The sequence below is a fragment of the Streptomyces saintjeani genome (genome assembly GCF_055409605.1).
This window is the reverse complement of the sequence record NZ_CP189624.1, coordinates 2,846,084-2,869,613: the sequence shown is the minus strand read 5'-3', so window position 1 is coordinate 2,869,613 and position 23,530 is coordinate 2,846,084. Positions and strand designations below refer to the sequence as shown.

General features: G+C 71.4%; 23 protein-coding genes. 13 read left to right on the top strand and 10 right to left on the bottom strand.

Going from position 1 to position 23,530, the window contains the following annotated elements; all coding sequences use genetic code 11:
• Positions 1-467: 467 nt before the first annotated feature.
• Positions 468-1,607: a peptidoglycan-binding domain-containing protein gene (locus ACQCO7_RS12785; protein ID WP_464071938.1), complete on the bottom strand. Its 1,140-nt coding sequence runs from the start codon at positions 1,605-1,607 to the stop codon at positions 468-470.
• Between the two features lie 185 nt (positions 1,608-1,792).
• On the opposite strand from ACQCO7_RS12785, the gene ACQCO7_RS12780 reads away from it, so the two are divergent.
• Complete coding sequence (locus ACQCO7_RS12780; protein WP_464071937.1) at positions 1,793-3,814, top strand: MDR family MFS transporter; 2,022 nt, start codon at positions 1,793-1,795, stop codon at positions 3,812-3,814.
• A gap of 46 nt (positions 3,815-3,860) precedes the next feature.
• Here the strand turns inward: ACQCO7_RS12780 and ACQCO7_RS12775 are convergent, their stop codons facing one another.
• Entirely contained in the window at positions 3,861-4,352 is a 492-nt protein-coding gene (locus ACQCO7_RS12775; protein ID WP_464071936.1) for a GNAT family N-acetyltransferase, read from the bottom strand.
• Between the two features lie 125 nt (positions 4,353-4,477).
• Between ACQCO7_RS12775 and ACQCO7_RS12770 the strand changes: the two genes are divergently transcribed.
• The gene (locus tag ACQCO7_RS12770; RefSeq protein ID WP_464071935.1) at positions 4,478-5,116 is read left to right on the top strand and encodes a hypothetical protein; all 639 of its coding nucleotides are present in this window, start codon (positions 4,478-4,480) and stop codon (positions 5,114-5,116) included.
• 24 nt (positions 5,117-5,140) lie between these two features.
• Positions 5,141-5,590, top strand: a complete 450-nt coding sequence (locus tag ACQCO7_RS12765) for a hypothetical protein (protein WP_464071934.1) — start codon at positions 5,141-5,143, stop codon at positions 5,588-5,590.
• Positions 5,591-5,635: 45 nt separating this feature from the next.
• Here the strand turns inward: ACQCO7_RS12765 and ACQCO7_RS12760 are convergent, their stop codons facing one another.
• On the bottom strand, positions 5,636-6,064 hold the full coding sequence (locus tag ACQCO7_RS12760; protein ID WP_464071933.1) for a DnaJ family domain-containing protein: 429 nt from the start codon (positions 6,062-6,064) through the stop codon (positions 5,636-5,638).
• Positions 6,065-6,202: 138 nt separating this feature from the next.
• Between ACQCO7_RS12760 and ACQCO7_RS12755 the strand changes: the two genes are divergently transcribed.
• Positions 6,203-6,595, top strand: coding sequence for a hypothetical protein (locus tag ACQCO7_RS12755; protein WP_464071932.1), 393 nt, complete (start codon positions 6,203-6,205; stop codon positions 6,593-6,595).
• Positions 6,596-6,604: 9 nt separating this feature from the next.
• Here the strand turns inward: ACQCO7_RS12755 and ACQCO7_RS12750 are convergent, their stop codons facing one another.
• Positions 6,605-7,594: an ArsR/SmtB family transcription factor gene (locus ACQCO7_RS12750; RefSeq protein ID WP_464071931.1), complete on the bottom strand. Its 990-nt coding sequence runs from the start codon at positions 7,592-7,594 to the stop codon at positions 6,605-6,607.
• Positions 7,595-7,718: 124 nt separating this feature from the next.
• Between ACQCO7_RS12750 and lxmK the strand changes: the two genes are divergently transcribed.
• The 5 genes from lxmK (at position 7,719) to ACQCO7_RS12725 (ending at position 11,584) form a co-directional block, all read left to right on the top strand.
• Positions 7,719-8,747, top strand: coding sequence for a class V lanthionine synthetase subunit LxmK (lxmK, locus tag ACQCO7_RS12745; RefSeq protein WP_464071930.1), 1,029 nt, complete (start codon positions 7,719-7,721; stop codon positions 8,745-8,747).
• Entirely contained in the window at positions 8,744-9,649 is a 906-nt protein-coding gene (locus ACQCO7_RS12740) for a T3SS effector HopA1 family protein (RefSeq protein ID WP_464071929.1), read from the top strand. The genes lxmK and ACQCO7_RS12740 overlap by 4 nt, the downstream gene beginning before the upstream one ends.
• Positions 9,650-9,709: 60 nt before the next feature.
• Complete coding sequence (locus ACQCO7_RS12735) at positions 9,710-9,874, top strand: hypothetical protein (RefSeq protein WP_159031256.1); 165 nt, start codon at positions 9,710-9,712, stop codon at positions 9,872-9,874.
• A gap of 72 nt (positions 9,875-9,946) precedes the next feature.
• Positions 9,947-10,843: an aminoglycoside phosphotransferase/kinase family protein gene (locus tag ACQCO7_RS12730; RefSeq protein ID WP_464071928.1), complete on the top strand. Its 897-nt coding sequence runs from the start codon at positions 9,947-9,949 to the stop codon at positions 10,841-10,843.
• The gene (locus ACQCO7_RS12725) at positions 10,844-11,584 is read left to right on the top strand and encodes a glucose 1-dehydrogenase (protein WP_464071927.1); all 741 of its coding nucleotides are present in this window, start codon (positions 10,844-10,846) and stop codon (positions 11,582-11,584) included.
• A 500-nt stretch (positions 11,585-12,084) separates the two neighbouring features.
• Here the strand turns inward: ACQCO7_RS12725 and ACQCO7_RS12720 are convergent, their stop codons facing one another.
• Together ACQCO7_RS12720 and ACQCO7_RS12715 are read right to left on the bottom strand one after the other, a co-directional pair.
• A complete protein-coding gene (locus ACQCO7_RS12720; RefSeq protein WP_464071926.1) occupies positions 12,085-12,756 on the bottom strand; it encodes an O-methyltransferase in 672 nt (223 codons plus the stop codon).
• Positions 12,757-12,919: 163 nt separating this feature from the next.
• Positions 12,920-14,899 carry a DUF2330 domain-containing protein gene (locus ACQCO7_RS12715; RefSeq protein WP_464071925.1) on the bottom strand — a complete coding sequence of 660 codons (1,980 nt, stop codon included), beginning with the start codon at positions 14,897-14,899 and terminating at the stop codon, positions 12,920-12,922.
• Positions 14,900-15,238: 339 nt separating this feature from the next.
• Between ACQCO7_RS12715 and ACQCO7_RS12710 the strand changes: the two genes are divergently transcribed.
• Entirely contained in the window at positions 15,239-17,305 is a 2,067-nt protein-coding gene (locus ACQCO7_RS12710) for a bifunctional glycosyltransferase 87/phosphatase PAP2 family protein (RefSeq protein ID WP_464071924.1), read from the top strand.
• Positions 17,306-17,363: 58 nt separating this feature from the next.
• Here ACQCO7_RS12710 and ACQCO7_RS12705 read toward each other — a convergent pair whose 3' ends face one another.
• Positions 17,364-17,792 carry an ATP-binding protein gene (locus ACQCO7_RS12705; RefSeq protein ID WP_464071923.1) on the bottom strand — a complete coding sequence of 143 codons (429 nt, stop codon included), beginning with the start codon at positions 17,790-17,792 and terminating at the stop codon, positions 17,364-17,366.
• A gap of 103 nt (positions 17,793-17,895) precedes the next feature.
• Here ACQCO7_RS12705 and ACQCO7_RS12700 point away from each other — a divergent pair, with 103 nt between their 5' ends.
• Both ACQCO7_RS12700 and ACQCO7_RS12695 read left to right on the top strand, forming a co-directional pair.
• On the top strand, positions 17,896-18,735 hold the full coding sequence (locus ACQCO7_RS12700; protein ID WP_464071922.1) for a helix-turn-helix domain-containing protein: 840 nt from the start codon (positions 17,896-17,898) through the stop codon (positions 18,733-18,735).
• A complete protein-coding gene (locus tag ACQCO7_RS12695) occupies positions 18,704-18,949 on the top strand; it encodes a DUF397 domain-containing protein (RefSeq protein WP_464071921.1) in 246 nt (81 codons plus the stop codon). The genes ACQCO7_RS12700 and ACQCO7_RS12695 overlap by 32 nt, the downstream gene beginning before the upstream one ends.
• Here ACQCO7_RS12695 and ACQCO7_RS12690 read toward each other — a convergent pair.
• Positions 18,937-20,106: a steroid 3-ketoacyl-CoA thiolase gene (locus ACQCO7_RS12690; protein ID WP_464071920.1), complete on the bottom strand. Its 1,170-nt coding sequence runs from the start codon at positions 20,104-20,106 to the stop codon at positions 18,937-18,939. The two genes, ACQCO7_RS12695 and ACQCO7_RS12690, sit on opposite strands and share 13 nt — an antisense overlap.
• 166 nt (positions 20,107-20,272) lie before the next feature.
• On the opposite strand from ACQCO7_RS12690, the gene ACQCO7_RS12685 reads away from it, so the two are divergent.
• Entirely contained in the window at positions 20,273-21,508 is a 1,236-nt protein-coding gene (locus ACQCO7_RS12685; protein ID WP_464071919.1) for a cytochrome P450, read from the top strand.
• A 9-nt stretch (positions 21,509-21,517) separates the two neighbouring features.
• Here ACQCO7_RS12685 and ACQCO7_RS12680 read toward each other — a convergent pair whose 3' ends face one another.
• Both ACQCO7_RS12680 and ACQCO7_RS12675 read right to left on the bottom strand, forming a co-directional pair.
• A complete protein-coding gene (locus ACQCO7_RS12680) occupies positions 21,518-21,943 on the bottom strand; it encodes an aggregation-promoting factor C-terminal-like domain-containing protein (RefSeq protein WP_464071918.1) in 426 nt (141 codons plus the stop codon).
• Between the two features lie 536 nt (positions 21,944-22,479).
• Positions 22,480-23,523: an MBL fold metallo-hydrolase gene (locus ACQCO7_RS12675; RefSeq protein WP_464071917.1), complete on the bottom strand. Its 1,044-nt coding sequence runs from the start codon at positions 23,521-23,523 to the stop codon at positions 22,480-22,482.
• Positions 23,524-23,530 lie beyond the last annotated feature (7 nt).

Here is a 23,530-nt window from a genome sequence, read left to right as displayed (position 1 = left end):
CCTGTGAACCGGCGTCTGACATCAAGGGGTTCGCCTACGGCGCTGGATTCGCGAACCGGCGTCTGACGCCGAGGGGTTCGCTTACGAGGCCGGCGCTGCGAATCCGCGTCACGCCGAGGCGTCCGCCAACGACCCCGGCCCTGCGAACCCGCGTCTGATACTGAGGGGTTCACTTACGGCGCTGGGCTCGCGAACCGGCGTTTGACGCCGGGGGGCGCTTACGCCGTCTGCGCTGCGAACCGGCGTCACACGCCACGGCGTCCGCCAACGCCCCAGGCCCCGCGAACCGGCACCCGTCACCGAGCCGTCCACCCCCGCTCCGCGCGCTCCGACCCGGCGTTGAGGCCGCTGCTCCCCGCCGCGCGACCTGCGTCGCTGATCCCGCCGTACCTCTCGGCACCGCGAAAGTCACCGTGCTCCGTACCCTCGCTCGCCCCCTCCGACGCCGAAGGCCCCGGCTCTCCCCTTCAAGGTTCCTTCGTCTCCTTCTCCAACCGCTCCCGTGTCGCCGCCCCGTACACCCCCAGCTCGTCGCCGGTGATGTTCCGCGACCACTGGTAGTTCTTGAGCGCGCTCTCGACCTGCTCGTCGAAGACCCCGTCCGCGTCCTCGGCGTACAGGGACAACTCCTTGAGCCGCAGCTGAAGTTCCCGCACCTCCGGACCCGTGTCCCCGCGCCGCAGCACCGCGACCGTGAGGCTCGGGACCTGGCGCTGGTCGTCGGCGGCCCCGCCGGAGGGGGACACCTCGGCGGAGGGGGAGCCGCTCGCGGAGGACGAGGGCGAGGGGGAGGAGCGGGAGGGCGTCGGGGAGGGCGAGGGCGCCGCGCTCTCGGACGGGGTCGCCGCCTCGGACGCGGGCGCGGGCGCGGCGGACCGCTCGGCCGGCGCCTCGACGGACGCCGCCGCGGTCCGGGACGGCGCCGGGACCGCCGCGCGGATGTCCTCCGGCGGCGAGTCGTCGCGCGCGGGCGCGTCGTACGCGAAGAGCCCGCTCGCGAAACCGGCGGCGGCGAGGATGGCGACGACAGCGCCGCTGGTCGCGAGGAGAATCGTCCGGCGACGACGGCTGCCGGGTTCCGGGACGTCGTCCGGGTCACGCAGCGGCCGTACGTCGCCCAGCGATCCCGCATCCCCCGCAGGTCTTACGCCGTCCAGGGGTCCTACGCTCCCCGGCCCCGCCCCCCTCGCCACCCCGTCATACCCCGGTACCCCTACCCCTCCAGAGCCACCCCGAGCACCGGTACGTCCACCCGGAACCCTCGGCAGCGGAGCCGTAGCCGTCGCGTCCGGAAACGATTCGGCAGCGGCGGGAACAGCCCGCAACGGCATCGTCGCGTCGGCCGGCACCCCGGGCGGCCTGCCCCCGGCGACCGGCGCCCCCGCCGTACCCGCCAGCTCCACATAGGGACGTATCCGCAGCGGATCGAAGTCCTCCGCGGCGGCGGCCTCCGCGAGCCGCGCCTCCTTCAGCGTCTCGGCGGCCCGCTGCGCGCAGTCGCAGGACGGCGTGCTGTCGGCGGCACGCAGGGCCCCGCACTCCGGGCAGGGGTGCCCGTACGGCCCCTGCGGCCCGGTGGGTCCCTCGCGCTCCGTCGGCTCGTTCACGCCTTCACCCCTCCCCGTGGGAACTCCGGAAATTATGCAGATCCTCCACACTCATGGCACGCCCCCATCGCACCACACGTCACAGGCCGCGAGATGGCCGGAAATGCTCTCCCGTACGCCTCGACAGGCCGTTCCGGGTGACACCGACCACCATGGGAGGGACACGAGAGCCGAAGGAGGTCTCCATGGCCTTGGACGCGCGGACGGCCGCGGAAGATCCGCACCGCGAGCATGTTGGCGGAAACGTCATGGTGTCGATCGGAGCCCTGCTGCTGGGCATGCTGCTCGCGGCCCTCGACCAGACGATCGTCTCCACGGCGCTCCCCACGATCGTCAGCGACCTCGGCGGCCTGGAACACCTCTCGTGGGTCGTGACCGCCTACCTCCTCGCCTCCACCGCGGCAACCCCCTTGTGGGGAAAGCTCGGTGACCAGTACGGCCGAAAACGACTGTTCCAGACGGCGATCGTGCTCTTTCTGATCGGTTCCGCTCTCTGCGGAACGGCCCAGAACATGCCGCAGTTGATCGCTTTCCGGGCGCTCCAGGGCCTGGGCGGCGGCGGGTTGATGGTCCTGTCGATGGCGATCGTCGGCGACCTCGTCCCGCCCCGTGAACGCGGGCGCTACCAGGGCCTGTTCGGCGCGGTCTTCGGCGCGACGAGCGTCCTCGGCCCGCTGCTCGGCGGCGTCTTCACCGAACACCTCAGCTGGCGCTGGGTGTTCTACGTCAACCTCCCCGTCGGCGCCGTCGCGCTCGCCGTCATCGCGGCCGTCCTGCACATCCCGCGCCGCACCACCCGGCACGTCATCGACTACCTCGGCACCCTCCTGATCGCCTCCGTCGCCACCTGCCTCGTCCTGGTCGCCTCCCTCGGCGGTACGACGTGGGCGTGGGGCTCGTTCCAGGTGATCGGCCTGCTGGTGCTGGGAGTTGTGCTCGCCGCCGCCTTCGTCGTGGTCGAACGCCGGGCCGCCGAACCGGTGTTGCCGCTCAAGCTGTTCGGTATCCGCACCTTCACCCTCTCCGCCGTCATCAGCTTCATCGTCGGGTTCGCGATGTTCGGCGCGATGACCTACCTGCCGACGTTCCTCCAGGTCGTCCAGGGTGTCTCGCCGACCATGTCCGGCGTCCACATGCTGCCGATGGTCGCCGGGCTGCTGATCTCCTCCACGCTCTCCGGCCAGATCGTCAGCCGCACCGGCCGCTGGAAGGTGTTCCCCGTCGCCGGGACCGCCGTCACCACCCTCGGCCTGCTGCTCCTGCACCGCCTCGACGAGGGCAGCCCGACCGGCGAGATGAGCGCGTACTTCTTCGTCTTCGGCCTCGGACTCGGCCTGGTCATGCAGGTGCTCGTCCTGATCGTCCAGAACTCGGTTTCCTACGAGGACCTGGGCGTCGCCACGTCCGGCGCGACCTTCTTCCGCTCGATCGGCGCGTCGTTCGGCGTCGCCGTGTTCGGCACGGTCTTCGCGAGCCGCCTCTCCGACAAACTCGCCTCGGCCTTCAGGGGAGTCGAGGGTCTCCCGGCAGGGTTCGACGCCGACACCCTGAAGTCCGACCCACGCGGCATCACCCAACTCCCGCCCGCGCTACGGCCACCCGCCCTGCACGCCTACGCCTCCTCCATCACCGACGTCTTTCTGTACGCCGCGCCCGTCGCCCTTCTCGGCTTCGTGCTCGCCTGGTTCCTCAAGGAGGACAAGCTGCGCTCCTCGGTGACCGCGCCGGACGTCACCCAGACCCTCGCCAGCAACCCCGTCGAGCGGTCCTCGTACGACGAGGTGTGCCGGGCGCTGTCCGTCCTCGGCACGCGCGAGGGGCGCCGGGAGGTGTACCGGACGATCACCGCCCGCGCGGGCTACGACCTGCTGCCGGCGGCGAGTTGGATCCTGCTGCGGATCAGGAAGTACGGCAGCGTCGAGCCGGGGAGGCTCGCGGACCAGAGCCCCGTCCCGCTCGCCGTGATCATCGAGGGGGCCCGGCAGATCGAGGAGAACGGACTGGCTCGCCGGGAGGGGGTGGAGCTGCGCCTCACCGCGCGGGGACGCGAGGCCGCCGAGCGGCTCGCCGAGGCGCGGGAGGAGTCGCTCGCGGAGATGCTGGGGGACTGGTGGGGGCCGGACCGGCCGACCGATCTGGTGCGGCTGGTGAAGGAGTTGAACGGGGAGCTGTGCGGATCGGTGCGGGAGCAGCCTCAACAGGCTTGAGAACGAGGTGAGTCGGCCCCTTGCCGGGTTGCCGGGTTGCCGGGCTTCAGGTGAGGGACTTCGTGAACCAGTGCTCCGCGTAGATGTCGTCGTTGTGCCGCTCCGTCTCCGTGTACCCCAGCCGCGCGTACAACGCCCTCGCCTCCACCAGGTCGCTCCGCGTGTCCAGGATCATGCGCGCGGCCCCCGCCTCCCGTGCGGCGTCCTCCGCCGCGCCCACCAGAAGCGCCGCCCCGCCCTTGCCCCGCAGCCCCGGCAGCACGAAGACGCGGGTCAACTCGGCCGTGTCCGGCGCCCGGAAGCGCACCCCCGCCGTCCCGGCCGCCTCACCGTCGTACCGGCCCACCAGCAACGTCCCCTGGGGCGGGGCGAGTTCGGCGCCGGTGTGGGCGTGGATCTCGCGTTCCAGCTCGGCCGGGTCGGTGGTGCGGTTCTCGTGGAGGAGGTACCAGCGGTCGCTCACCTCCGTGTAGTACGCGCGCCACAGCGCCCGCGCGGCGGGGGAGTCGGGGAGTTCCGGGGTGATCGTCCAGGGCATGGGACATTTTCCGGACCCGGCCGGGCGGTGGCGCAAGCGATATACGGAGCGGCTGTTTGCATGCCGGGTTCCGGGCAACTCGGAAGGAGAACCGGCCCGTTGGGCCGAGACACCGGAAGGCAGCCATGTCCACAGGCGTGATCGTCGTTCTGATCGTCGTCGGCGTGCTCGTCGTCGCGGCGGCGGGTTTCCTCGGAGTGCGCCGCACCCAGGGCGGGGGGTCCTTGAAGCGGCGGTTCGGGCCCGAGTACGGGCGGGCCGTGGCCCGGCACGACGGGGATGTCCGGGCCGCCGAACGGGAGTTGACGGCTCTCGTCGAACGCCACGGGGGCTTGCGCGAGCGGCCCCTCGAAGCCGGGGAACAGGAGAAGTTCCAGGAGCGGTGGCGGGCCGCGCAGGAGCGGTTCGTGGAGTCGCCCCGGGAGGCCGCCGCCGAAGTGGACCAGTTGCTCGGGGAGTTGGCGGGGGCGCGGGGGTATCCGCGGGCCGAGGACTTCGACGAGCAGGTCGCGGCGCTGGCCGTGCACCATGCCGGGCACGTCGACGGGTACCGGCATGTGCGGCACGTGGTCGGCGAGGGAGGTGAGGACACGGAGGACGCGCGCAAGGCCGTACTCGAAGCCCGGGCGCTGTTCCGGGAGTTGGTCGGCGAGTCGAAGGCACTGGCACGCGCACCTCGCGCCGCCTCGCGCGACACGGACAAGGCACGGGCCGGTCGGAGCAGTCGTGTACCGGCGGTGTTCCAGCGGATTCAGGCCAAGTGAGGGCCCAGCAAGGAGGGGTGAGGGATGAGTGAGGAGATGGGGACGCCTCGGAAGGGGACGCCTCAAGGAGCTACGGGTGCCGGGGATCCGCCGGCGGCCACGGCCGTACCCGCGAAGGCGCCCACGGGCATGCCTGCGGGCACGTCCACGCCGCCGCCGGTGAAAACCGGTGAGAGCGGTTACCGTCACGGCTCACCGCTGATCGCCCAGGACGAGGGCGACAAGCTGGAGCTCAAGATGCGGCACGCGCTCGCCGGGTTCGTCGACGACCCGAAGGAGGCCGTCGCCGAGGCCGATCAGGTGCTGGAGGAGCTGACGGCGCGGTTCACCGAGGCGATCACACGCAGGCGCCGGACCGTACGCGGGGCCTGGCAGACGGGGGACGGCGGGACTTCGGCGCCGGGCGACACCGAGCAACTGCGGCTCGCGCTGCGGGACTACCGGGAGTTGTGCGAACGGTTGCTGCACGTGTGAGGGGAGTTGGGCGCCGGGACCGTCGTACACGGGCCCGGTGCCCTCTCAAGTCCCCTCAGGACGCGGGGCGTTCGTGTTGCGCCGCGCGCGCCACTCCTCGACGACCGCCTCCACGTCGTACGGCTTCTTGCCGAGCGGTGGTCCCGGCGGCGGACGGAACATCATGTCCCGGATCTTCGCGTTGACTTCGGTGAGGATCTTGCGGGCCGCGTACTCCGAGGGCGCCTCCAGCGCCGCCGCGAGCGCGTCCTCCGCCTCCTTGCGCAGGGCGAGCGCGGGCGGGAGCACGGACCAGCCCTCGCGGGCCATCTTCCGCTTGATCCACCAGAGTTCGTCGTACGAGGAGTCCACCTCGGCGGGGAGCGGCTTGCCCGCGCCCGTCAGCCCGTCGAACTCCCCGCGCGCCTGCGCGTCCTGGATCTGCTTGTCCACCCAGGAGTTGAACGGCACGCCCGGTGGCTTTCGCTCGGTCATGCGTCCATTGTGCCGGACGCGGTGTCGCCGGGCGATTTATCATTTCCGCCGCTGTGCAATGCCGTTTCGGACGCTGTGACTGTCCGGGGGGTCTGGGACATGCCGGGCGGACGTCCGGCGGACACAAGGGGAACGCACGTGCTCGAACTCACCATGGCCTCCGTCTCCGCGGTGGAGGAGGGGGCCACGGCAGGGATGCTCATGGCCGACGCGGACAGCGAGCCGGGGGCGGTGCTGCGGGTGGGCCGCGACACCACCGTCTGCCGCCTCGCGACCCCCCAGGACTGGCTCTTCGTCTCCCGTGTCCACCTCGAATTCCTCTGCGGCCCCGAATCCACCTGGCAGGTCACCTGGCTCCGCGGCTCCCAGGACGACCCCTCCTCCGAAGTCCGCCTGATCTCCGGCCAGTACGCCCAGCCGATCCCCTACGGCAGCACCGTCACCCTCCCCCGGGGCGGCTCCGGCGAAATCGTCATCACGGACCGCACGAGCCCGCGCAGCGTGAACGTGGGCTTCTACCACGAGGGTTGAGCGCGGCGGCTACGCGCTCAGCAGGTCGAGGAGTTCGCTCCCCAGCGTCGAGCGGTGGACCACGACGTACTGGCCCTCGCGGCGGCGCTGGAGGAGGCCCGCGTTCTCCAGGCGGGCGCAGTGGTGGGACAGGGTCGCCGGGGCGTAGCGCAGGGCGGTCGCGAGGTCGCCCATGACTGTGGGGCGGGTGGTCGCGCGGAGGATGGCGGAGCGGGCGTCGCCGAGGAGCAGGCGGGCGGGGTCGGTGGGCGAGGGCGCGGGTGGGGCGGCGGGTGACCACAGGGTGCGCAGGCCGGGCAGCGGGTAGCCGACCCAGGCGAAGTCCGGGTGGTCGAAGGCGAACAGGGACGCCGAGCCGCCCGAGACGACGGGGACGAGGATGATGCGACGGCCGTCCAGCGCGAAGCGTTCGGGGTGGCCGTCGGGCAGGTGGAGGACGGAGTCGGTGTAGCGGTAGCGGGGGCTGAGCGTGGCCAGCACCGTGTCCGGGCGCCCCAGGACCATCGCGCCGCCCACCCGCTCGGCCTCCCGCCGCAGCCCCTCCTGCGCCGCCCGCCACACCGGCCGTACCGCCTCCCACAGCGCCCGCATCACCGCCCCGTACCGGTCCAGCCACCGCCCGGGCCGGTCGACGACCGGACGCCACTGCTCGGGCGGCGCCCCCGCGAACTCCTCCTCCAGGGCCGCGAGAAGACGGTCGGCGGGCAGGTCGAGGAGCTGTTCCAGATGGTGCTCGGCGCCATCGCGCGACATGGACGCGGTCGGCGTCAGACAGTCGGGGATCGCCGGATGCCCGGGCGCGAACAGCGGACGCAGCGTCTCGCGCACATGCGCGGGCACCTCGCGCCGTACGGCGTCGCGCGCCGCCGGCGGCACGGCGTGACGGCGGTCGCCGTACAGGTCCGCCGTCAGGGAAAGCAGGCTCGCCCCCGGATGCGGCACGAATTGCATGCGGATCTCGGACACGTCACCGAGACAGAGCTGGGAATACGTGGTCATCGAACCCCCCGTTCGTTTGCATGTGATCAGACGCGGAACGAACTCCGCCGGTTGCGGCCACAAGACTTTTCGAAGATCTTCGAAATGCTTGTCCGCACCGAAAGGCATTTGCGAGAGTCGAGCCATGCCCGACGCGGAGATAGCAGAATTCGTGAGACAGCGGGGGTACGGGGAATTCGTCTCGGACACCGTGGTGACCTATCCAGGCCGCAATCCGAACATGGCGGGACGCACGACCAGCGGGACCGACGTGTTCGCCAAGCGCGTCGCCGGCCCGCACACCGGGCACGGCGCCCGCCTGGAGGACCTCGGACCGGCCCTGACCTGGCACCACCTGCGCTGGCCGGCCGTCCTGGCGGCCGACCCGGACCGCCGTGTCCACCTGACCCGCTGGGTCCGCGACGCCCGCACGGCGGCCGACGCGGTGACCGCCGGGGAATTCCCGGACGCCCTCGCCCACGCCCTGGGCGCCGCGCTCGGCGAACTCCACGCGGCCCGTTTCACCCCGGACCACCTCGACCGCCGCCCGCTCCCGATGCCCTCGGTCCGCGTCTTCTCCGCCCTGTCGGCGGCCCAGTACCTGGAAAGCAGCGGCGGCCTCATCGAACTCTGGCGCATTCTCCAGGGCGACGACCACCTGAAAGAAGCGGTCGCGAATCTCAGGAAAGACGAGAAAGCGGCGCCCCAGGTTCCCATCCACGCCGATCTCCGCCTGGACCAGATACTCGTCGCCGACGGGGAACTGATCGTCACGGACTGGGAGGAATTCCGGTACGGCGACGCCGCGCGCGACCTCGGCACCACGGCCGGCGAGTTCCTGCACCGCAGCGTCGTCGGCATCGCCGCCGAGGAGATCGACACGGACGGCGCGGACGACGAGATCGTCGCGAGGGGCGTCCGCAACCTCCAGGAGGCGCTCCCCACGCTGGAGGCGTTCACCCGGGGCTACCGCGCGGTACGCCCCGGCCGCGACCGCGACCTGGCTCGCCGCGCGGTCGCCTTCGCCGGCTGGCACCTCCTCGACCGGGTGATGGCCGCGGCGGCGTACGGCGCCGAACTCACGCCCGTGCACCGCGCGGCGGTCGGCGTGGGCCGTACGGCGCTGGCGCGCCCCGCCGCGTACGTCGGCGTCCTGGGCCTGGAGGCGCTGTGACCGGCCCCCTCGCCACCGTCACCGGCGTGACCGACGTCGACGTACCGAACCTCACCGTGCGCGTCGCCGGCACCGAGATCGGCGCGCGCACCCTGAACGAACTGAGCGCCCGGCTCGCCGACGAGCTGTACCGGACGTTCCACCAAGGCGCGCGCCCGGCCGCCGTGCACCCCCGCGACCTCGTGGACCCGGCGCTGGAGGCGGCGCTGAAGGCCGCCGTCCCGCACCCGGCCGTCCGCGTCCCCACCCGCCTGCTGTCCGAGGACGGCGAGGAGGTGACCGTCGTCCTGGCCGGGGTCCGGGTGCGGGTCCCGCGTGCGCGGGTGCGTACGGAGGACGGTGTCACCGTCGAACTGCCGCCGTACCGGCCGTCGTTGTCCCCCGGCTTCCTGTCCGTGGTGGGGTCGCGGCTGCCCCGCGCGCAGGGCGGTCCCGTCCTGCGGATCTACCTGCACGTGCCCGACGCGGGGGCCGCCCCGGCGGTGTGGGGCACGGTGCTGCGCGGGCTGGAGGACGCGGGGCTGCCGTACCGGGCGAAGATCCTCTCCCACCCGGACCGGTACCCCCGCAGGGACGCCATGGTCGTCTACGTCACCGACGAGGTGGAGCGCGCCGTCGACACCGTCGCCCGCGCCCCGCTCGACCTGGCCGGCCCGGTCTCGCCGTTCACGCGGGCCCTCGCGCCGGGCCTCTCCCTCGCCTGGGACCCCGCCCCGCGCGCGGGCGCGGCCCGCCGGCCGAGCTTCGGCCAGCACCGGGCGCGCGCCTGCGCCGACGGTCTCGTCGACCACGCGCGGTACGGCATCCCCGTCGCCGACGCCGTCGCGCGGGCGCTGCGGGCCGCCGGCGCGGACCCGGCGCTGCCCCACCGCAACCTCGACAGCCCCTGCCCCGCCCTGTGACTTCCCTCCCGCCGGACCTCGGCGGGAGGGAGAACCGGAAAACCGACGGAGGAAACCACCATGAAGATCGAGAACCCCGCCGAGAACCTGGTCCGCGGCTACCGCACCTACACCGACGGCGACCAGGTCGCCCAGGTCGCGGGCGTCGAGGGCCCGGAGACGACGGCGTCCATCACCACCGCGACGCCCGTCATCACCACCACCACGCTGATCTTCGACTGCTAGTCGGAGCCGGCACACGCTCCGGGGCCCGGTCCGCGCCGGGCCCCGGAGCACCACCCGACGAAAGGCACCGGCATGTCCGGACAGGTCGTCGTCTCGTACGGCACCCCCGCGTCGACCACACACGTCCTGCGGCAGGGCCCGCACAGCTTCCGCTGGCACCGGGTGCCCGGGGAGAGCGCGATCAAGGCGGCCGGTACGGTGCCGGACGGGCTGCGGGACGTCTTCGCCCGGGCGGGCACCGGGGGCGTCCGGTTCGCCGTGCCCGAGCCTGTACCTGAGGGCGGGTTCGCGCAGGTCCTGCCCGACGCCGTCAGCATCGGCTGGCACCTGCTCGCGGGGAGCGCTCTGCCCAGGGAGTACGCGGACGTCGTCCGGCGCGTGGGCGGTGCGGTGCGCGGCCTGCACGCGGGCGCCGAGGGGGCTTACGGGACCGTGCCCTGGCTCGACGGGCTGGCCCGCTGGCTCGCCGAGCGGCCCGACCCGGTGGCGGCGCGCCTGCTGCGCCGGATCGGCGAGGAGCGCTTCACGCGGCTCGCGCAGTGGGCGGCTTGTCCGGCCGTGCCGGGCGGGGTGCTGCTCGGGACGCTGTCGCCCGGGGTGATCGTCGTCGACCGGCGCGACCGGACCGCGCACGTCCTCGTCAGCGCCGAGGCCGGATACGGCGCTCCCGCGCTCGACCTCGGCACCCTCGCCGAGGCCCTGTCCACGTCCGTCGCCGTCGCCTGCCGGGGCGCGCACCGGGCGCCGGGCAACCTCGACTACGGCGTCCTGTGGGACGCGTTCACCGCCGGGTACGGGGACGGTGCTCCGCGCGCCGACGTGGAACGCGCCGCCGTCCTCAGGCGCGTGCACCGGCTGCGCAGCATCAGCGGCCACCTCGGGGACAACGCCGTCTTCGACGAACAACTCGCCGCTCTGCCCGACCTGGTGGACGGCGACACCATCGTCCCGCTCGACCGGAGGAACTGAATGAGTGCGTTGAACGGCAGGAAGGCCGTCGTCACCGGGGCCTCCCGGGGCGTCGGCAGGGCGATCGCGCTGCGGCTCGCCGCCGACGGGGCGGCCGTCGTGGTCGGCTACCACCAGAGCGAGTCCGCCGCGAAGTCCTGCGCCGAGGAGATCCGGGCGGCCGGGGGAACGGCGCACACCGTCGGCGCCGACCTCGCCGACCTGGAGCAGGTCCGCGCCTTCATGACCCGCGCCGGGGAGCTGCTGGGCGGGCTGGACATCGTCGTCAACAACGCCGCCGAGTCCGAGCAGGTCGCCATCGCCGACGCCGACGACACGCACTACGAGCGCGTCATGGCCGTCAACGCGCGGGCACCCTTCTTCATCATGCAGTGCGCCCAGGCGGTGCTCGGCGAAGGCGGGCGCATCATCAACATCTCCAGCATCGCCACGTCGCTGTCGGCGCCCGGTGCCGCCGTGTACGCCGGGAGCAAGGCCGCGCTCGAACGGTTCACGACCACCGCCGCGCACGAACTCGGGCCCCGGGGGATCACCGTCAACGCGATCTCGCCGGGCACGGTCGACACGGACATGCTGCGCGCGCTGCACGGGGAGCGGGCCCGGGAGGCCCTCGCCGCCGTGACCCCTCTGCGGCGGCTCGGACGCGGGGCGGACATCGCGGGGGTGGTGGCTTTTCTCGCCGGGGACGACGCGGCGTTCGTCACGGGGCAGACGATCGCGGTGAACGGGGGGTTTCGCTGAGGCGGGGGGTGTTGGGTCGGGGGTGGCGAGGGGGTTCGCGGCGGCTGGGGCCTCGGAGGTGATGAGGGTTTTCACGGCAGCGGGGGCCTTCGTCGCGCCGAACGCCTTTGCTGTACCGAGGGCTGCGAGCCGGAGGCTCCGCCAAGGTGCCGGGCTGAGGGCTGTCCGCCCGGGGTTCCGCAACGGGGCTGTGCCGAGGGCGGCTCGGATGGGGTTCCGCCAGGGCGCCGCGTCGAGGACCTTCCACCGAAGGTTCTGCCAAGGTGCCGGGCCGAGCGCCGCGTGCCGGAGGCTTTGCCAGGGTGCCGTGCCGAGGGCCGCCCGGATGGGGTTCCGCCAGGGTGGTGTGCCGGGTCCCGCCCGGCGGGGGGTTCGCCAAGGGGCCGCATCGAGGGGCGTCCGCCGGGGGTTCCGCCAGGGCGTGAGGCTGGTCAGCAGGTCGGTGGGTGTCCGTGTGGTGGGTGGACCGGGTGGCTTGCCACGCGCCCCGGGGCGGTTCCTCAGGGTAGGACCCTTGCCAGGGCGAAGCCGTCGTAGCCCTTTGTGCCCACTGTTTGGATCGCCGTGCCGGTCAGGCGGGGGTGGGTGGCGATGAGGTGGAGGGCCGCGCGGGTGCCCTGGATGTCGCCGGCCGGGTTGTCCGCGTCGATCACTCGGCCGCCCCTCACCACGTTGTCGACGATGATCAGGGCGCCCGCGCCGGTGAGCTTCAGGGCCCACTCGACGTAGTGCGGGTTGTTCGCCTTGTCCGCGTCGATGAAGACCAGGTCGAAGGGCGGCGGGTTCTCGTCGGCCAGCAGGGGGAGGGACGTCAGGGCCTCGCCCACGCGGACCTCCACGATCTTGTCGAGGCCGGCTCGCGCGATGTTCCGCTCGGCGACGTCCGCGTGCTTTTGGCTGTACTCCAGCGTGACGAGGCGGCCGTCCTCGGGGAGCGCCCGCGCCAGGCAGATCGTGCTGTAACCCCCCAGCGTCCCGATCTCCAGGACCCGCCGGGCTCCCTGGATCTCGGCGAGGAGCTGGAGCAGCTTCCCCTGACCGGCCGACACGCTGATCGGCGGCAGCCCCGCCGCCTCGTTCTCCCGCAGCGCTGCCGTCAACACCTCGTCCCTCAGCCCCAGTTCCTCCTCGAAGTACCCGTCCACCGATGCCCAGAGCTGCTCGTCGCTCATAGTCCCCTGCCTCTCCACGCTGTCTGCCCCGACCAACGGCTGCCACGGTCGCCGAGGTTCCCGACCCGCCTCTCCGATCGGAAGCTTTCACCCGTTCGGCGTACATGGACGCCGAACGGCCCGGCCGCCCCGCCTCCCGAACTGCCCTGCCCGTCCGCCGAGTTCACCTGCCCTGCCTCGGCACCTGCTGCACACGGCGGTGCTTGTGGCGCGTACCGAACGTGTTCTGGTTCAACGGCGGCGCGCAGAAGGGGTACTTGTGAAGCCCCGCCGACGCACCGGCACGGGGAGCGTCCCCGGGAGACGCGAAGAGGTGCGCCGTACCGCCGTCCGTCGTCGGCGTAGGAGGCGCGTACGGCGGAACACTCGGCATCGGCGGCACACGAGGCGCGGACCGGGGGACCGGCGGCGCGTCGTACACGCCGTGGCCCGCGCCCGCCGACACATCCTCCGCGACGGGCATCTCCGGGAACGGCGGAACGCCGACCGTCGGGGCGGCGTCCGGCACCGGCGGGACCCCAGCACCGGACGTCCGTTCCGTCACGTCACCCCATGACGCCCCGTCCGGTGCCGTCCTCGGCCTGCGCGGAATCACGGTCGCCGGAGCCTCCTCCGGGAGGACAGGCACCCCGTCGCCGTACGACGCCGAAGCACCCCCACGCCCGGGCGCCTGCTCGGGCCACCAGGGGCTCCCGGCCGACGCCGCCCCTCCCACGGCAAAGTCGGCACCTACAGCCGGCGCTGCCCTCGGCATCGGCGGAATCCCGTCCCCCGGAGCCGCCCCACCCGGCGGCGCCGTCCTCGGCATCGGTGGAATCCCGCCTGCCCCCGGCTCCGCCGGAACCGCACCCGTCCCCGGCCCCGCCGGCCCTCCCACTGTGGGCGCCTCCTTAGGCATCGGCGGAATCCCACCCCCACTGCCCCCCACACGCGCGCGAAGTGCCGCCAACGCGTCGGCCACGCGCGCGGTGATGCCGGTCAGCGGGGTCTCCTCCGTCGTGCCGGTCATTGCTGGCGTGCTCCCTTCAGGTGAGGTGGTCAGAAGCCCGCGTCGGCGGGTCCCCGTACGCGCGCGGTTGCCGCGCACCGCGAGGTGGATCGCGGTCGCGGCCAGCGCGAGGATCACGGCGGTCACCGTGAGGAGCCACGCGGGGATGCCGGCGAGGGTGCGGAGGCGGTCGGCGTAGACGACTTGCCGGACAGGCGTGTCGGAGGCGGCGCGGCGGAGTACGGGGTCGGTGGTGGCGGGCGCGGGGAGATCGACGGCGATCGCCGTCAGGTAGGGGGTTTCGCGGGAGAACGCCGACAGAGGGCCGTCGGTCGTCGGCACCCGTCCCGCGTACGTCACGCGTGGGCGCGAGCCGCCGATCGCGGAGACCGGCTCCATGCGGTGCGCCGCGAGGACGTACAGCGACAGGGACACCGGCGTCGAGGCCAGCCGCATCGGGTACACCGGCGCCTGCGCGGCGAACGTGACGTGGAGCGGGTCCAGGGCGCCCCTGAGGGTGCCGTACGCGGCCGGGGCCAGCTTGATCGCGACGTACTGCCAGCGCAGCGTCACGTACGGCCTCAGGGCGTCCTGGAGGCCAGCGGGGAGGGCGAAGCCGCCCGCGCGCAGCCACGCGGAGAGCGCGGCGGGGTCGGTGGCGGAGAGGTGCGTCACGGTGAACGGGCCGAGCCGCTGGTCGGCGACGACACCGACGCCGGGACGCGGACCCGGCGGGAGAGGCCCCCGATCGGCACCGGACGTGAGGGGCCAGTCGCCGTCCTGCGGCCAGAAGTGCTGCCGGGTGCGGTACGAGGGGACGGTGGCCGCCGCCAGCTGATCGAGCAGAGCGGGATCACCCAGCTCCACCGACGCCCTCGCGGGGACCGGCAACAACCACCCCGCGTCCGGCGCGTCGCCCGCGACGGTCAGTCGGGTCACGATCTGCTCCCGTGCGCCGTCCCACCGGACGACGGAGACCTCCCGGGTGACCGCCGCGCGCCGGTCGTCCCCGGCGATCAACGCCCCGCCCGCGTACGCGGGGGCCACCGGCAGGAGGACGGCCGGCAGCAGGAGAGCGGTCAGCGCACGCGCACGTAAGGAGGTGAATGAACCTTTCGCCGCTTCCGGTCGTCTCCACGGAAAACCGACCACCATGCTCGAAGCCCTCCGTAGTCATCCGTCACTACTCGTAGTGCTGTGACCCGCGCGGGTCTACGACGGTACGGGCGGAGCGGGGGTTCCGTTCGGCGCCGTTCCAAATCCCGCCCATGAGACGGGCGAAAACAGCCCCCGAGGACGCGACCTGCCCGGACACGCACTATCGTCTTCCGGACAAAAGGAGATGGGCTGCCAGGTGAAGCAGGGGTGACCTGCGTCTCTGTCAGGGGGAGAGGCGTGCCCCGTAGGGTTCGTCCGGAGGAAACCCCTGGTGGGCCTCCGGGAGAACCACCAGACAAGCGGGATCGAACGAACGGGGCGGGAGGCCTACCAGCCGTGGCGAATGCGGAGCACAGCGGGCGACCGGGGGAACCCTTCGGGGCGACCACCGCCGACCCCGTGGACGCACGACAGGCGCGTCTGCGCGCGGCCCGCATCGGCCTGTGGCTGCTCGCGGCGGTCCTCGCGGTACGGCAGGTCGCGTCCGTCCTGTCGACCCCGCGCGGGGAGCGCCTGACCGACCTGGAGACATGGGTCGGCCAGAACGGCGTGCTGCACGTCAACGGCTCGCTGTACGACTCCACGCAGTTCACCGGCACCCCCTTCGGCGGCCTCGTCCTCAAGCCCCTCACGAAGGCCGCCGAACAGGCCCTCGGCTGGGGCTGGACGTTCGGCACGCTGCTCCTGGTCGCCGCCCTCGGCGTCGTAGCGGCTCGCGCCCTCCCGCAGCCCGTGAGCCGCCGTACGGCCCTCCTCGCGGCCCCTGTCGCCATCAGCCTCCTGATGCTCTCCCTGCCCGTCCGCAACACCCTGTGGCTCGGCCAGACCAGCATCATCCCGGTGCTGCTCGTCCTCCTCGGCTGCTTCGTCGTCCGAGGCCGGTACGCCGGTGGCGCGCTGATCGGCGTCGCCGCCGCCCTCCAGCCGACCGTCCTGCTCTTCGCCGCGCTGCTGTGGTTCACGCGCAGGCGCCGGGCCGCCGTGACGGCCGTAGGGACGTTCGGTGCGGCCACGCTGCTCGCCTGGGCGGTGATGCCGCACGACTCGTACACGTACTGGGTCCACCACATCGCCGGCACCGGACTCGGCGGCGAGGCCGACGGCCTCGCGAACCAGTCCCTGCACGGCGCGCTCCTGCGCCTCGGGGTGAACGGTCCGCTCGAAATCGGCTTGTTCCTTGCGCTCGGCGCGGTCGTCGCCGTCCTCGGCGTGCGGCGTGCCGTGCGCTACGCGCGGGACGGCCAGTTGCTGCTCGCCGTCGCGATCACCGGGTGCGCCGCCATCGCCGTATCGCCCACCACGTGGCAGCACCAGCTGCTGTGGGTGCTGCTCGCCGTCGTCGGGCGGGTCGGGAAGCGGGCCTCCGACCGGTACGTGTGGCCCGTCGCCGTCATCCTGGTGATGACGTTGCCCGCGAAGATGATGCTGCCGAACATGGCCGCGCTGTATCCCGTCCGCGACAACATCGTGCTGTTCGCCGCGATCGCCGCCGCCACGTTCCTGCCGTTCCTGTCCCGCAAGGACCCGCTGTACGCCGCGCCGACGCCCACGGAGTACGCCGCGCCCGTGCCCGCGCGCTTCTCCTGGGTGCCGCTGCTGCCGTTCCTGCGGCGGGTGCTGTCCCGGCCGAACCTCCTCCTCGAACTGCTGCTCATCCGCGTCACCTACGCGGCGTACCAGAAGGTCCGCCTCGCGGCGACCGGCGGGACGAACTCCGGCGGGCGCGTGCGCGCGGAGGAGCACGGGCAGCAGATCCTCGACATCGAGCGCTTCCTGCACATCGACATCGAGCACGCCGTCAACCACTGGGTCGTCGGCGTCTCCTGGCTGCGGAACTTCTTCGACTTCTACTACGAGTCGTTCCACTTCGTCGTCCCGCTGACGCTGCTGGCGGTCCTCTACTGGCGCCGCCCGGTCGACTACCGCTGGGCGCGCGCGTCCCTCGGCTTCGCGACGCTCCTGGCCCTGGTCGGCTTCTGGCTCTACCCGCTGGCGCCCCCGCGCCTCATGCCCGCCCTCGGCGTCATCGACACCGTCCACGGTGTCCAGGACTTCTCGAAACCGGACTACGGCACCCTCACGGCTCTCACGAACCAGTACGCCGCGATGCCGTCCCTCCACTTCGGCTGGTCCCTGTGGTGCGGCCTCGTCATCGCCATCGTCGCGCCGAAGTGGTGGATGAAGGCCCTGGGCCTGCTGCACCCCTTCTTCACGGTCTCGGCGATCGTCGCGACGGGCAACCACTGGGTCCTGGACGCGGTCGGCGGCGCGGCCGTGGTTCTCGGCGGGTTCGGGTTGTCGTACGTGTTCATGGGCCCCCGGGCGCGGACGATCACGAAGGCCGCGTCCGAGGAACAGGACAGAGAACCGCAGAAAACGGTTGCTGCGCCTTCTCCCAGCTGACGGGTGCGCCGGGCTCATCTCGTAGGTGCCGAGCCCGGCTCCCGTCGTGAGGCAGGGGTCACAGGTCCATCGGCGTCGCGCACTCGAACCACACCGTCTTGCCGAGAGCGCCGACCGGGTCGACTCCCCACTTGTCGGTGAGGGCGTTCACCAGGATCAGGCCGCGGCCCGACTCGGCGTCCAGGGGCAAGTCGGGGATCGGGGCGGGGAGTTTCGGGCTGGGGTCGGTCACCTCCACGCGGATCGCGTTCGGTTGACGGAGGATCAGTATCTGGCAGCGGCCGTCCGGGACGTGGCGGTGGACGTTCGTGACCAGCTCCGTGAGGGCCAACTCCACCGCGTCCGCTACCTCTTCCGTCCGCCACTCCTTCAGCAGCGTGCGCGTGATGCGGCGGATGTGGCGCGGCGAGTGGTCGCCGACCTTGAGGATCAGGCAGTACGTGGGGAAGAGGGGACCCACCAGGAAGGGGGGAAAGTGTTCGTTCACGGTACGAGCGTGGACCCTCTTACCTACTCTGGGCTACCAAGTGAATACAACCCGTCGGGTTGTTCGCGGGTTTTCGAAACTTCTTGCCAGAGAGGGGACTTGGGTGACCCACATCAACGTTCTCGACCCGGGTGCGTCGCCGCTCGACTACTACGGCTTCGAGCTGCGGCGATTCCGTGAGTCGTCCGGGATGACGCAGGGTCAGCTGGGCGACATCATCAACTACACGGGTTCCCTCATCGGCCAGATCGAGAACGCGCGGAAGGTCCCCACGCTGGAGTTCAGCCAGCGGATCGATGCGGCGCTGAACACGGACGGTTTCTTTTCGCGGCTGGTCATTCTTGTCCTGCGCTCCCAACTGCCGTCGTGGTTTCAGCAGGTGGCGGAGCTGGAGGCGCGTGCCGTCGAGATCCTCACGTTCCAGATCGGCATGATCCACGGGCTCCTCCAGACCCCGGCGTACGCGCGCGCCACGCTCGGCACGATGGACCAGGTCGACCTCGACAACCGTACGACCGCCCGGCTCGCCCGTCAGTGCGTCCTGGAGAAGCCGGAGCCGCCGGTCTTCTGGGCGATCGTCAGCGAAGCCGCGCTCTACCAGGAAATCGGCGGCCCGGAGGTCATGCGAGAGCAACTGGCGCATCTGTTGGCCTTCGAGGACAACCCTCGGGTCAACATCCAGATCCTGCCGTTCGCGGCCGGTGCGCACGCGGGACTGACGGGGTCGTTCAACGTCTACCGCTTCGTCGACGACCCCGACATCGTCTACACGGAGGGATACGGCAACGGGCATCCCACCGCCAACCCGGACACCGTCAAGGACTGCTCGCTCCGTTACGATCATCTCCAAGCCGCCGCACACTCCATCAAGGACTCGGCGGAGTTGATCCGGCGGGTGATGGAGGAACGCTATGGCACAGGGCGCGGAGATTCTGTGGCGTAAGTCCAGCTACAGCGGCGACCGGGGCGGCGATTGCGTCGAGTTGACCTGGCGCACCTCCTCGTACAGCAGTGACCAGGGCGGCGATTGCGTGCAGGTCGCCTCAACTCCCTTCACCCACATCGCCGTCCGTGACTCCAAGAACCCCGCAGGCCCCCAACTCGCCCTCCACCCCACGGCGTTCTCGGAGTTCCTCACCTGGACTCAGAGCCGCTGAAGAATCGTCCCGGTGGCCAGCGCACCCCCGGCACACATCACCACCAACGCGAACTCCTTGTCCGAGCGCTCCAGTTCATGCAGCGCCGTAGTGATGAGCCGCGCCCCGGTCGCCCCCACCGGATGCCCGAGGGCGATCGCACCCCCGTTGACGTTCACCTTCGCCAGGTCCTGGCCGAACACCCGCGTCCAGCTCAACACCACTGACGCGAACGCCTCGTTGATCTCGACGAGGTCGATGTCCTTCAGTGACATCCCCGCCTTGCCCAGCACCGCGTGCGTCGCGTCGATCGGCCCGTCGAGGTGGTAGTGCGGGTCGGCACCGACCAACGCCTGCGCCACGATCCGGGCCCGGGGCTTCAACTTCAGCGCGCGGGCCATCCGTTTGGACGCCCACATGATCGCGGCGGCACCATCGCTGATCTGCGAGGAGTTCCCCGCCGTGTGAACGGCCGTCGGCATGATGGGCTTCAGCCGCGCGAGCCCCTCAAGGGACGTGTCGCGCAGCCCCTCGTCCCGGTCCACCAGCCGCCACATCCCCTGCCCGGCGGCCTGCTCCTCCTCGGTCGTCGGCACCTGCACACCGAACGTCTCCCGCTTGAACCGCTCCTCCAACCACGCGTCCCCCGCGCGCTGTTGGGACAGCACTCCCAGCTCGTCGACGTCCTCACGGGTCAACTCCCGCCGCCGGGCGATGCGTTCGGCGGCCTCGAACTGGTTGGGAAGGTCGACGTTCCACTCGTCGGGGAACGGCTTCCCCGGACCGTGCTTGGACGCGGAGCCCAGCGGCACGCGGGACATGGCCTCGACGCCACAGCTCACCCCGACGTCGATGACCCCGGCCGCGATCATGTTCGCGGTCATGTGCGCGGCCTGCTGGGAGGACCCGCACTGGCAGTTGACGGTCGTCGCGGCGGTCTCGTACGGCAGGCCCATGGTCAGCCAGGCGGTCCGCGCGGGGTTGGCGGACTGCTCGCCGGCCTGGGTCACCGCGCCGCCGACGATCTGCTCGACCGCGTCGGCGGGAATGCCGGTACGGCCGAGGAGTTCACGGTACGTCTCGCCGAGCAGATAGGCGGGGTGGAGGTTGGCGAGCGCGCCACCGCGCTTGCCGATGGGGGTGCGGACAGCTTCCACGATCACGGGTTCGGCGGCCATGGGTGCGGATTCCTTCCGGGGCCGAGTAACTAGTACGTGTTCTAGTTCCGGCTGCCAGTCTGCGGATGTGGCGTACGTCACCGCAAGGGTCTTGCAGCCTCAAGCCCGCTGAACTACGGTCGCCGCACCTATTTCTGATGAGCCGTCAGATGGCGGGAGCTGTCCCATGCCCTGTCCAGAGCTTCCCGAAGGCTTCGACTTCACCGACCCCGACCTGCTGCAACACCGAGTCCCCCTCCCGGAGTTCGCCGATCTGCGCAGCGTCGAACCGGTGCGCTGGATACCGCAGTCGGACAACGTGGCCGGTTTCCAGGACGAGGGGTACTGGGCCGTGACCCGGCACGCCGACGTCCGGTACGTCTCGACCCACCCCGAACTCTTCTCGTCCTCCGTCAACACCGCGATCATCCGCTTCAACGACCACATCGACCGCGCGTCCATCGAGGCGCAGCGCCTGATCATGCTGAACATGGACCCGCCGGAGCACACGAGGGTCCGGCAGATCGTCCAGCGCGGCTTCACGCCGAGGTCGATTCGGGCACTCGAAGAGAGGCTGCGCAATCGCGCGCACGACATCGTCGAGATCGTACGAGGCCATGAGGACCCCTTCGACTTCGTCACCCAGGTCGCCTGCGAACTCCCCCTCCAGGCGATCGCCGAACTGATCGGCATTCCCCAGGACGACCGGGCGCGGGTCTTCGACTGGTCCAACAAGATGATCGCCTACGACGACCCCGAGTTCGCCGTGACGGAAGAGGTCGGCCAGCAGTCCGCCGCCGAGATCATCGCCTACGCGATGGACATGGCCGGTGAGCGGAAGAAGTGCCCGGCGAAGGACATCGTCTCGACGCTGGTCGCCGCCGAGGACGAAGGGAACCTGAACTCCGACGAGTTCGGGTTCTTCGTGCTGATGCTGGCCGTCGCCGGGAACGAGACGACGCGCAACGCGATCACGCACGGGATGCACGCGTTCCTGACCCACCCCGAGCAGTGGGAGCTGTACTGCCGCGAACGTCCCTCGACCATGGCCGAGGAGGTCGTCCGCTGGGCCACCCCCGTCGTGTCGTTCCAGCGAACGGCCACGCAGGACACGGAGTTGGGCGGGAAGCAGATCAAGAAGGGGGCGCGGGTGGGGCTTTTCTACGCCTCCGCCAATCACGACCCCGAAGTCTTCGAGAATCCCGACCAGTTCGACGTCATGAGAGACCCGAACCCCCACCTCGGATTCGGAGGCGGGGGTCCGCACTACTGCTTGGGCAAGTCGCTGGCCGTACTGGAGATCGACCTGATCTTCAACGCCGTCGCCGACGCGATGCCGGGAATCCGGCTGGTCGAGGACCCTCGGCGGTTGAGGTCGGCGTGGATCAACGGCGTCAAGGAGCTGCGAGTCAGCGCCGGTTGACCGGAAAACTCAGTACCAGCCGTTGGACTGCCAGAAGTTCCACGCGGCGGCCGGGCTGCCGTACCGCGAATTCATGTACTCCAGGCCCCACTTGATCTGCGTGGCGGCGTTGGTCTTCCAGTCCGAGCCGGCGGACGCCATCTTCGAGCCGGGGAGCGCCTGGACGAGGCCGTACGCGCCGGAGGAGGAGTTCGTCGCGTCGACGTCCCAGCCGGACTCGTGCTCGACGATGTGCGCGAACGCGTTGTACTGCGCCGTGTCCGGGATCAGCTGCTTCGCGATCGTCCGCGCCTCGGAGGCGGAGTCCGTGGACGCGGTCGCCGCGTGGGCGGGGGCCGCGGTGAGGGCCATGCCGACGGCGGCGGTGGCCACGGCGGCGGTCGTGAGGGCCTTCTTCGGGGACTGGGCGATGCGGCGGACGGCGGCGAAAGACACGGGAACCTTGTTTCTTCGGGGACAGGGCGGTCGCTCGCGCCGGGGGAGTCTCACCTCCGGCAAAGCGTCGGCGCCGAGCCCGTGGGGGTTGTCGGCGCCGTGCGACGTCCATCAGGTAAGCAGGCAGGGGGCGGTGCCCGCAAACACCCCCTTTACTAGTTTTGGTCGCATTCGGGGTGGTCGAGCCCTGTGTGACCTGGGTCTCAAACCGCAGGTCAGGGGTCTGATTGGCGTGGGCATGGCCCACGTCTGGGGCTACGAAGCGGCTTCGTAGGTGACATGGGTCATGTGGGGTGGTTCACCGGTCAACGGCCCTTTTCGGTGCTTTCTAGCTGAAAATCACCGACAGGAACTCGGTGCGCTCGCCTCCGGACCGTGGCGCCGGCGCGGTCGCGGAGTCCGTGCGGCCCGGCCTCTCCGTGACTCATGGGAGGCATGAAGCTGCGGAGAGTGATGAGCGCTGTGGCCGCAGACCTGCCCAGGGTGAACGGGGTCATGCCGGTACTCACTCGTACGAAGGACCGCGTTCCGTACGTTTACTCCGCGACGGCCACGTACGTCACCGGGTCGCTCCCCGGCACCGCCTCCACGCGGCCCAGCTTCACCAGGCGCCTGACGTGCGCTTCCGCCTCCGACACCGCGATGTTCCGCGAGCCGTACGGGATCTCCGCCCACGGCCGGTTCCACTCCATCCGCACCGCGAGCCGCCACGGCGTGAGGGGCGTTGTCAGTAGGGCGTGCAACGCTGAAAGCCGCTGGTCGTGGTGGTCCAGCAGGGCCTGCACGCGGGCCGGGGCGTCGGTGAACGAGTGCTGGTGAGCGGGGAGGACCTCGGAGGGGGTGAGGCGGGCTATGCGCTCCAGGGAGTCGAGGTAGTCGCCCAGCGGGTCCGTGACGGTCGCGTCGTCCGGGTCCTCGTACAGGCCGATGTGGGGAGTGATCCCGGGGAGGAGGTGGTCGCCGGAGAAGAGGCGGCCCGTGCCGGGGAGGTTGTGCGGGTGGGTCTCCTCCAGGTGCAGGCAGACGTGACCGGGCGTGTGGCCCGGCGTCCAGATCGCGCGCAGACGGCGACCGGGCAGGGGGAGAAGCTCGCCGGGGACGATCTCCCGGTCCGGGATCGCCGGGGAGAAGCCCGGGAGCGGCCGGCGCGGGGCCTCGCGGAGAGGCGCCACGTGTTCCTCGGGCGCGCCCGCCGCCGTCAGCTTCGCGGACATGTACGCGTACCAGCGCTCCGGCCGCGTCTCCCGTGTACGGCGGACTATCGCCGCGTCCGCCTCGTGCATCGCGATCCACGCACCCGACGCGTCCCGCACCTTGCCGGAGAGGCCGTGATGGTCGGGGTGGTGGTGGGTGACGACGACGCCGGTCAACTCCTCCACCGACGTGCCGCAGTCGGTGAGGCCCTGGACGAGGGTGTCCCACGACGCCGGGTCGTCCCAGCCCGTGTCCACGAGTACCGGTCCGGCGTCCGTGTCGACGACGTACACCAGCGTGTGGCCCAACGGGTTCTCCGGGATGGGGACTTGGAGGGAGCGGACGCCGCCGCCGTGGTCGTACGTCTTCGTGCCGGTCCCCGCCATGTGCCCT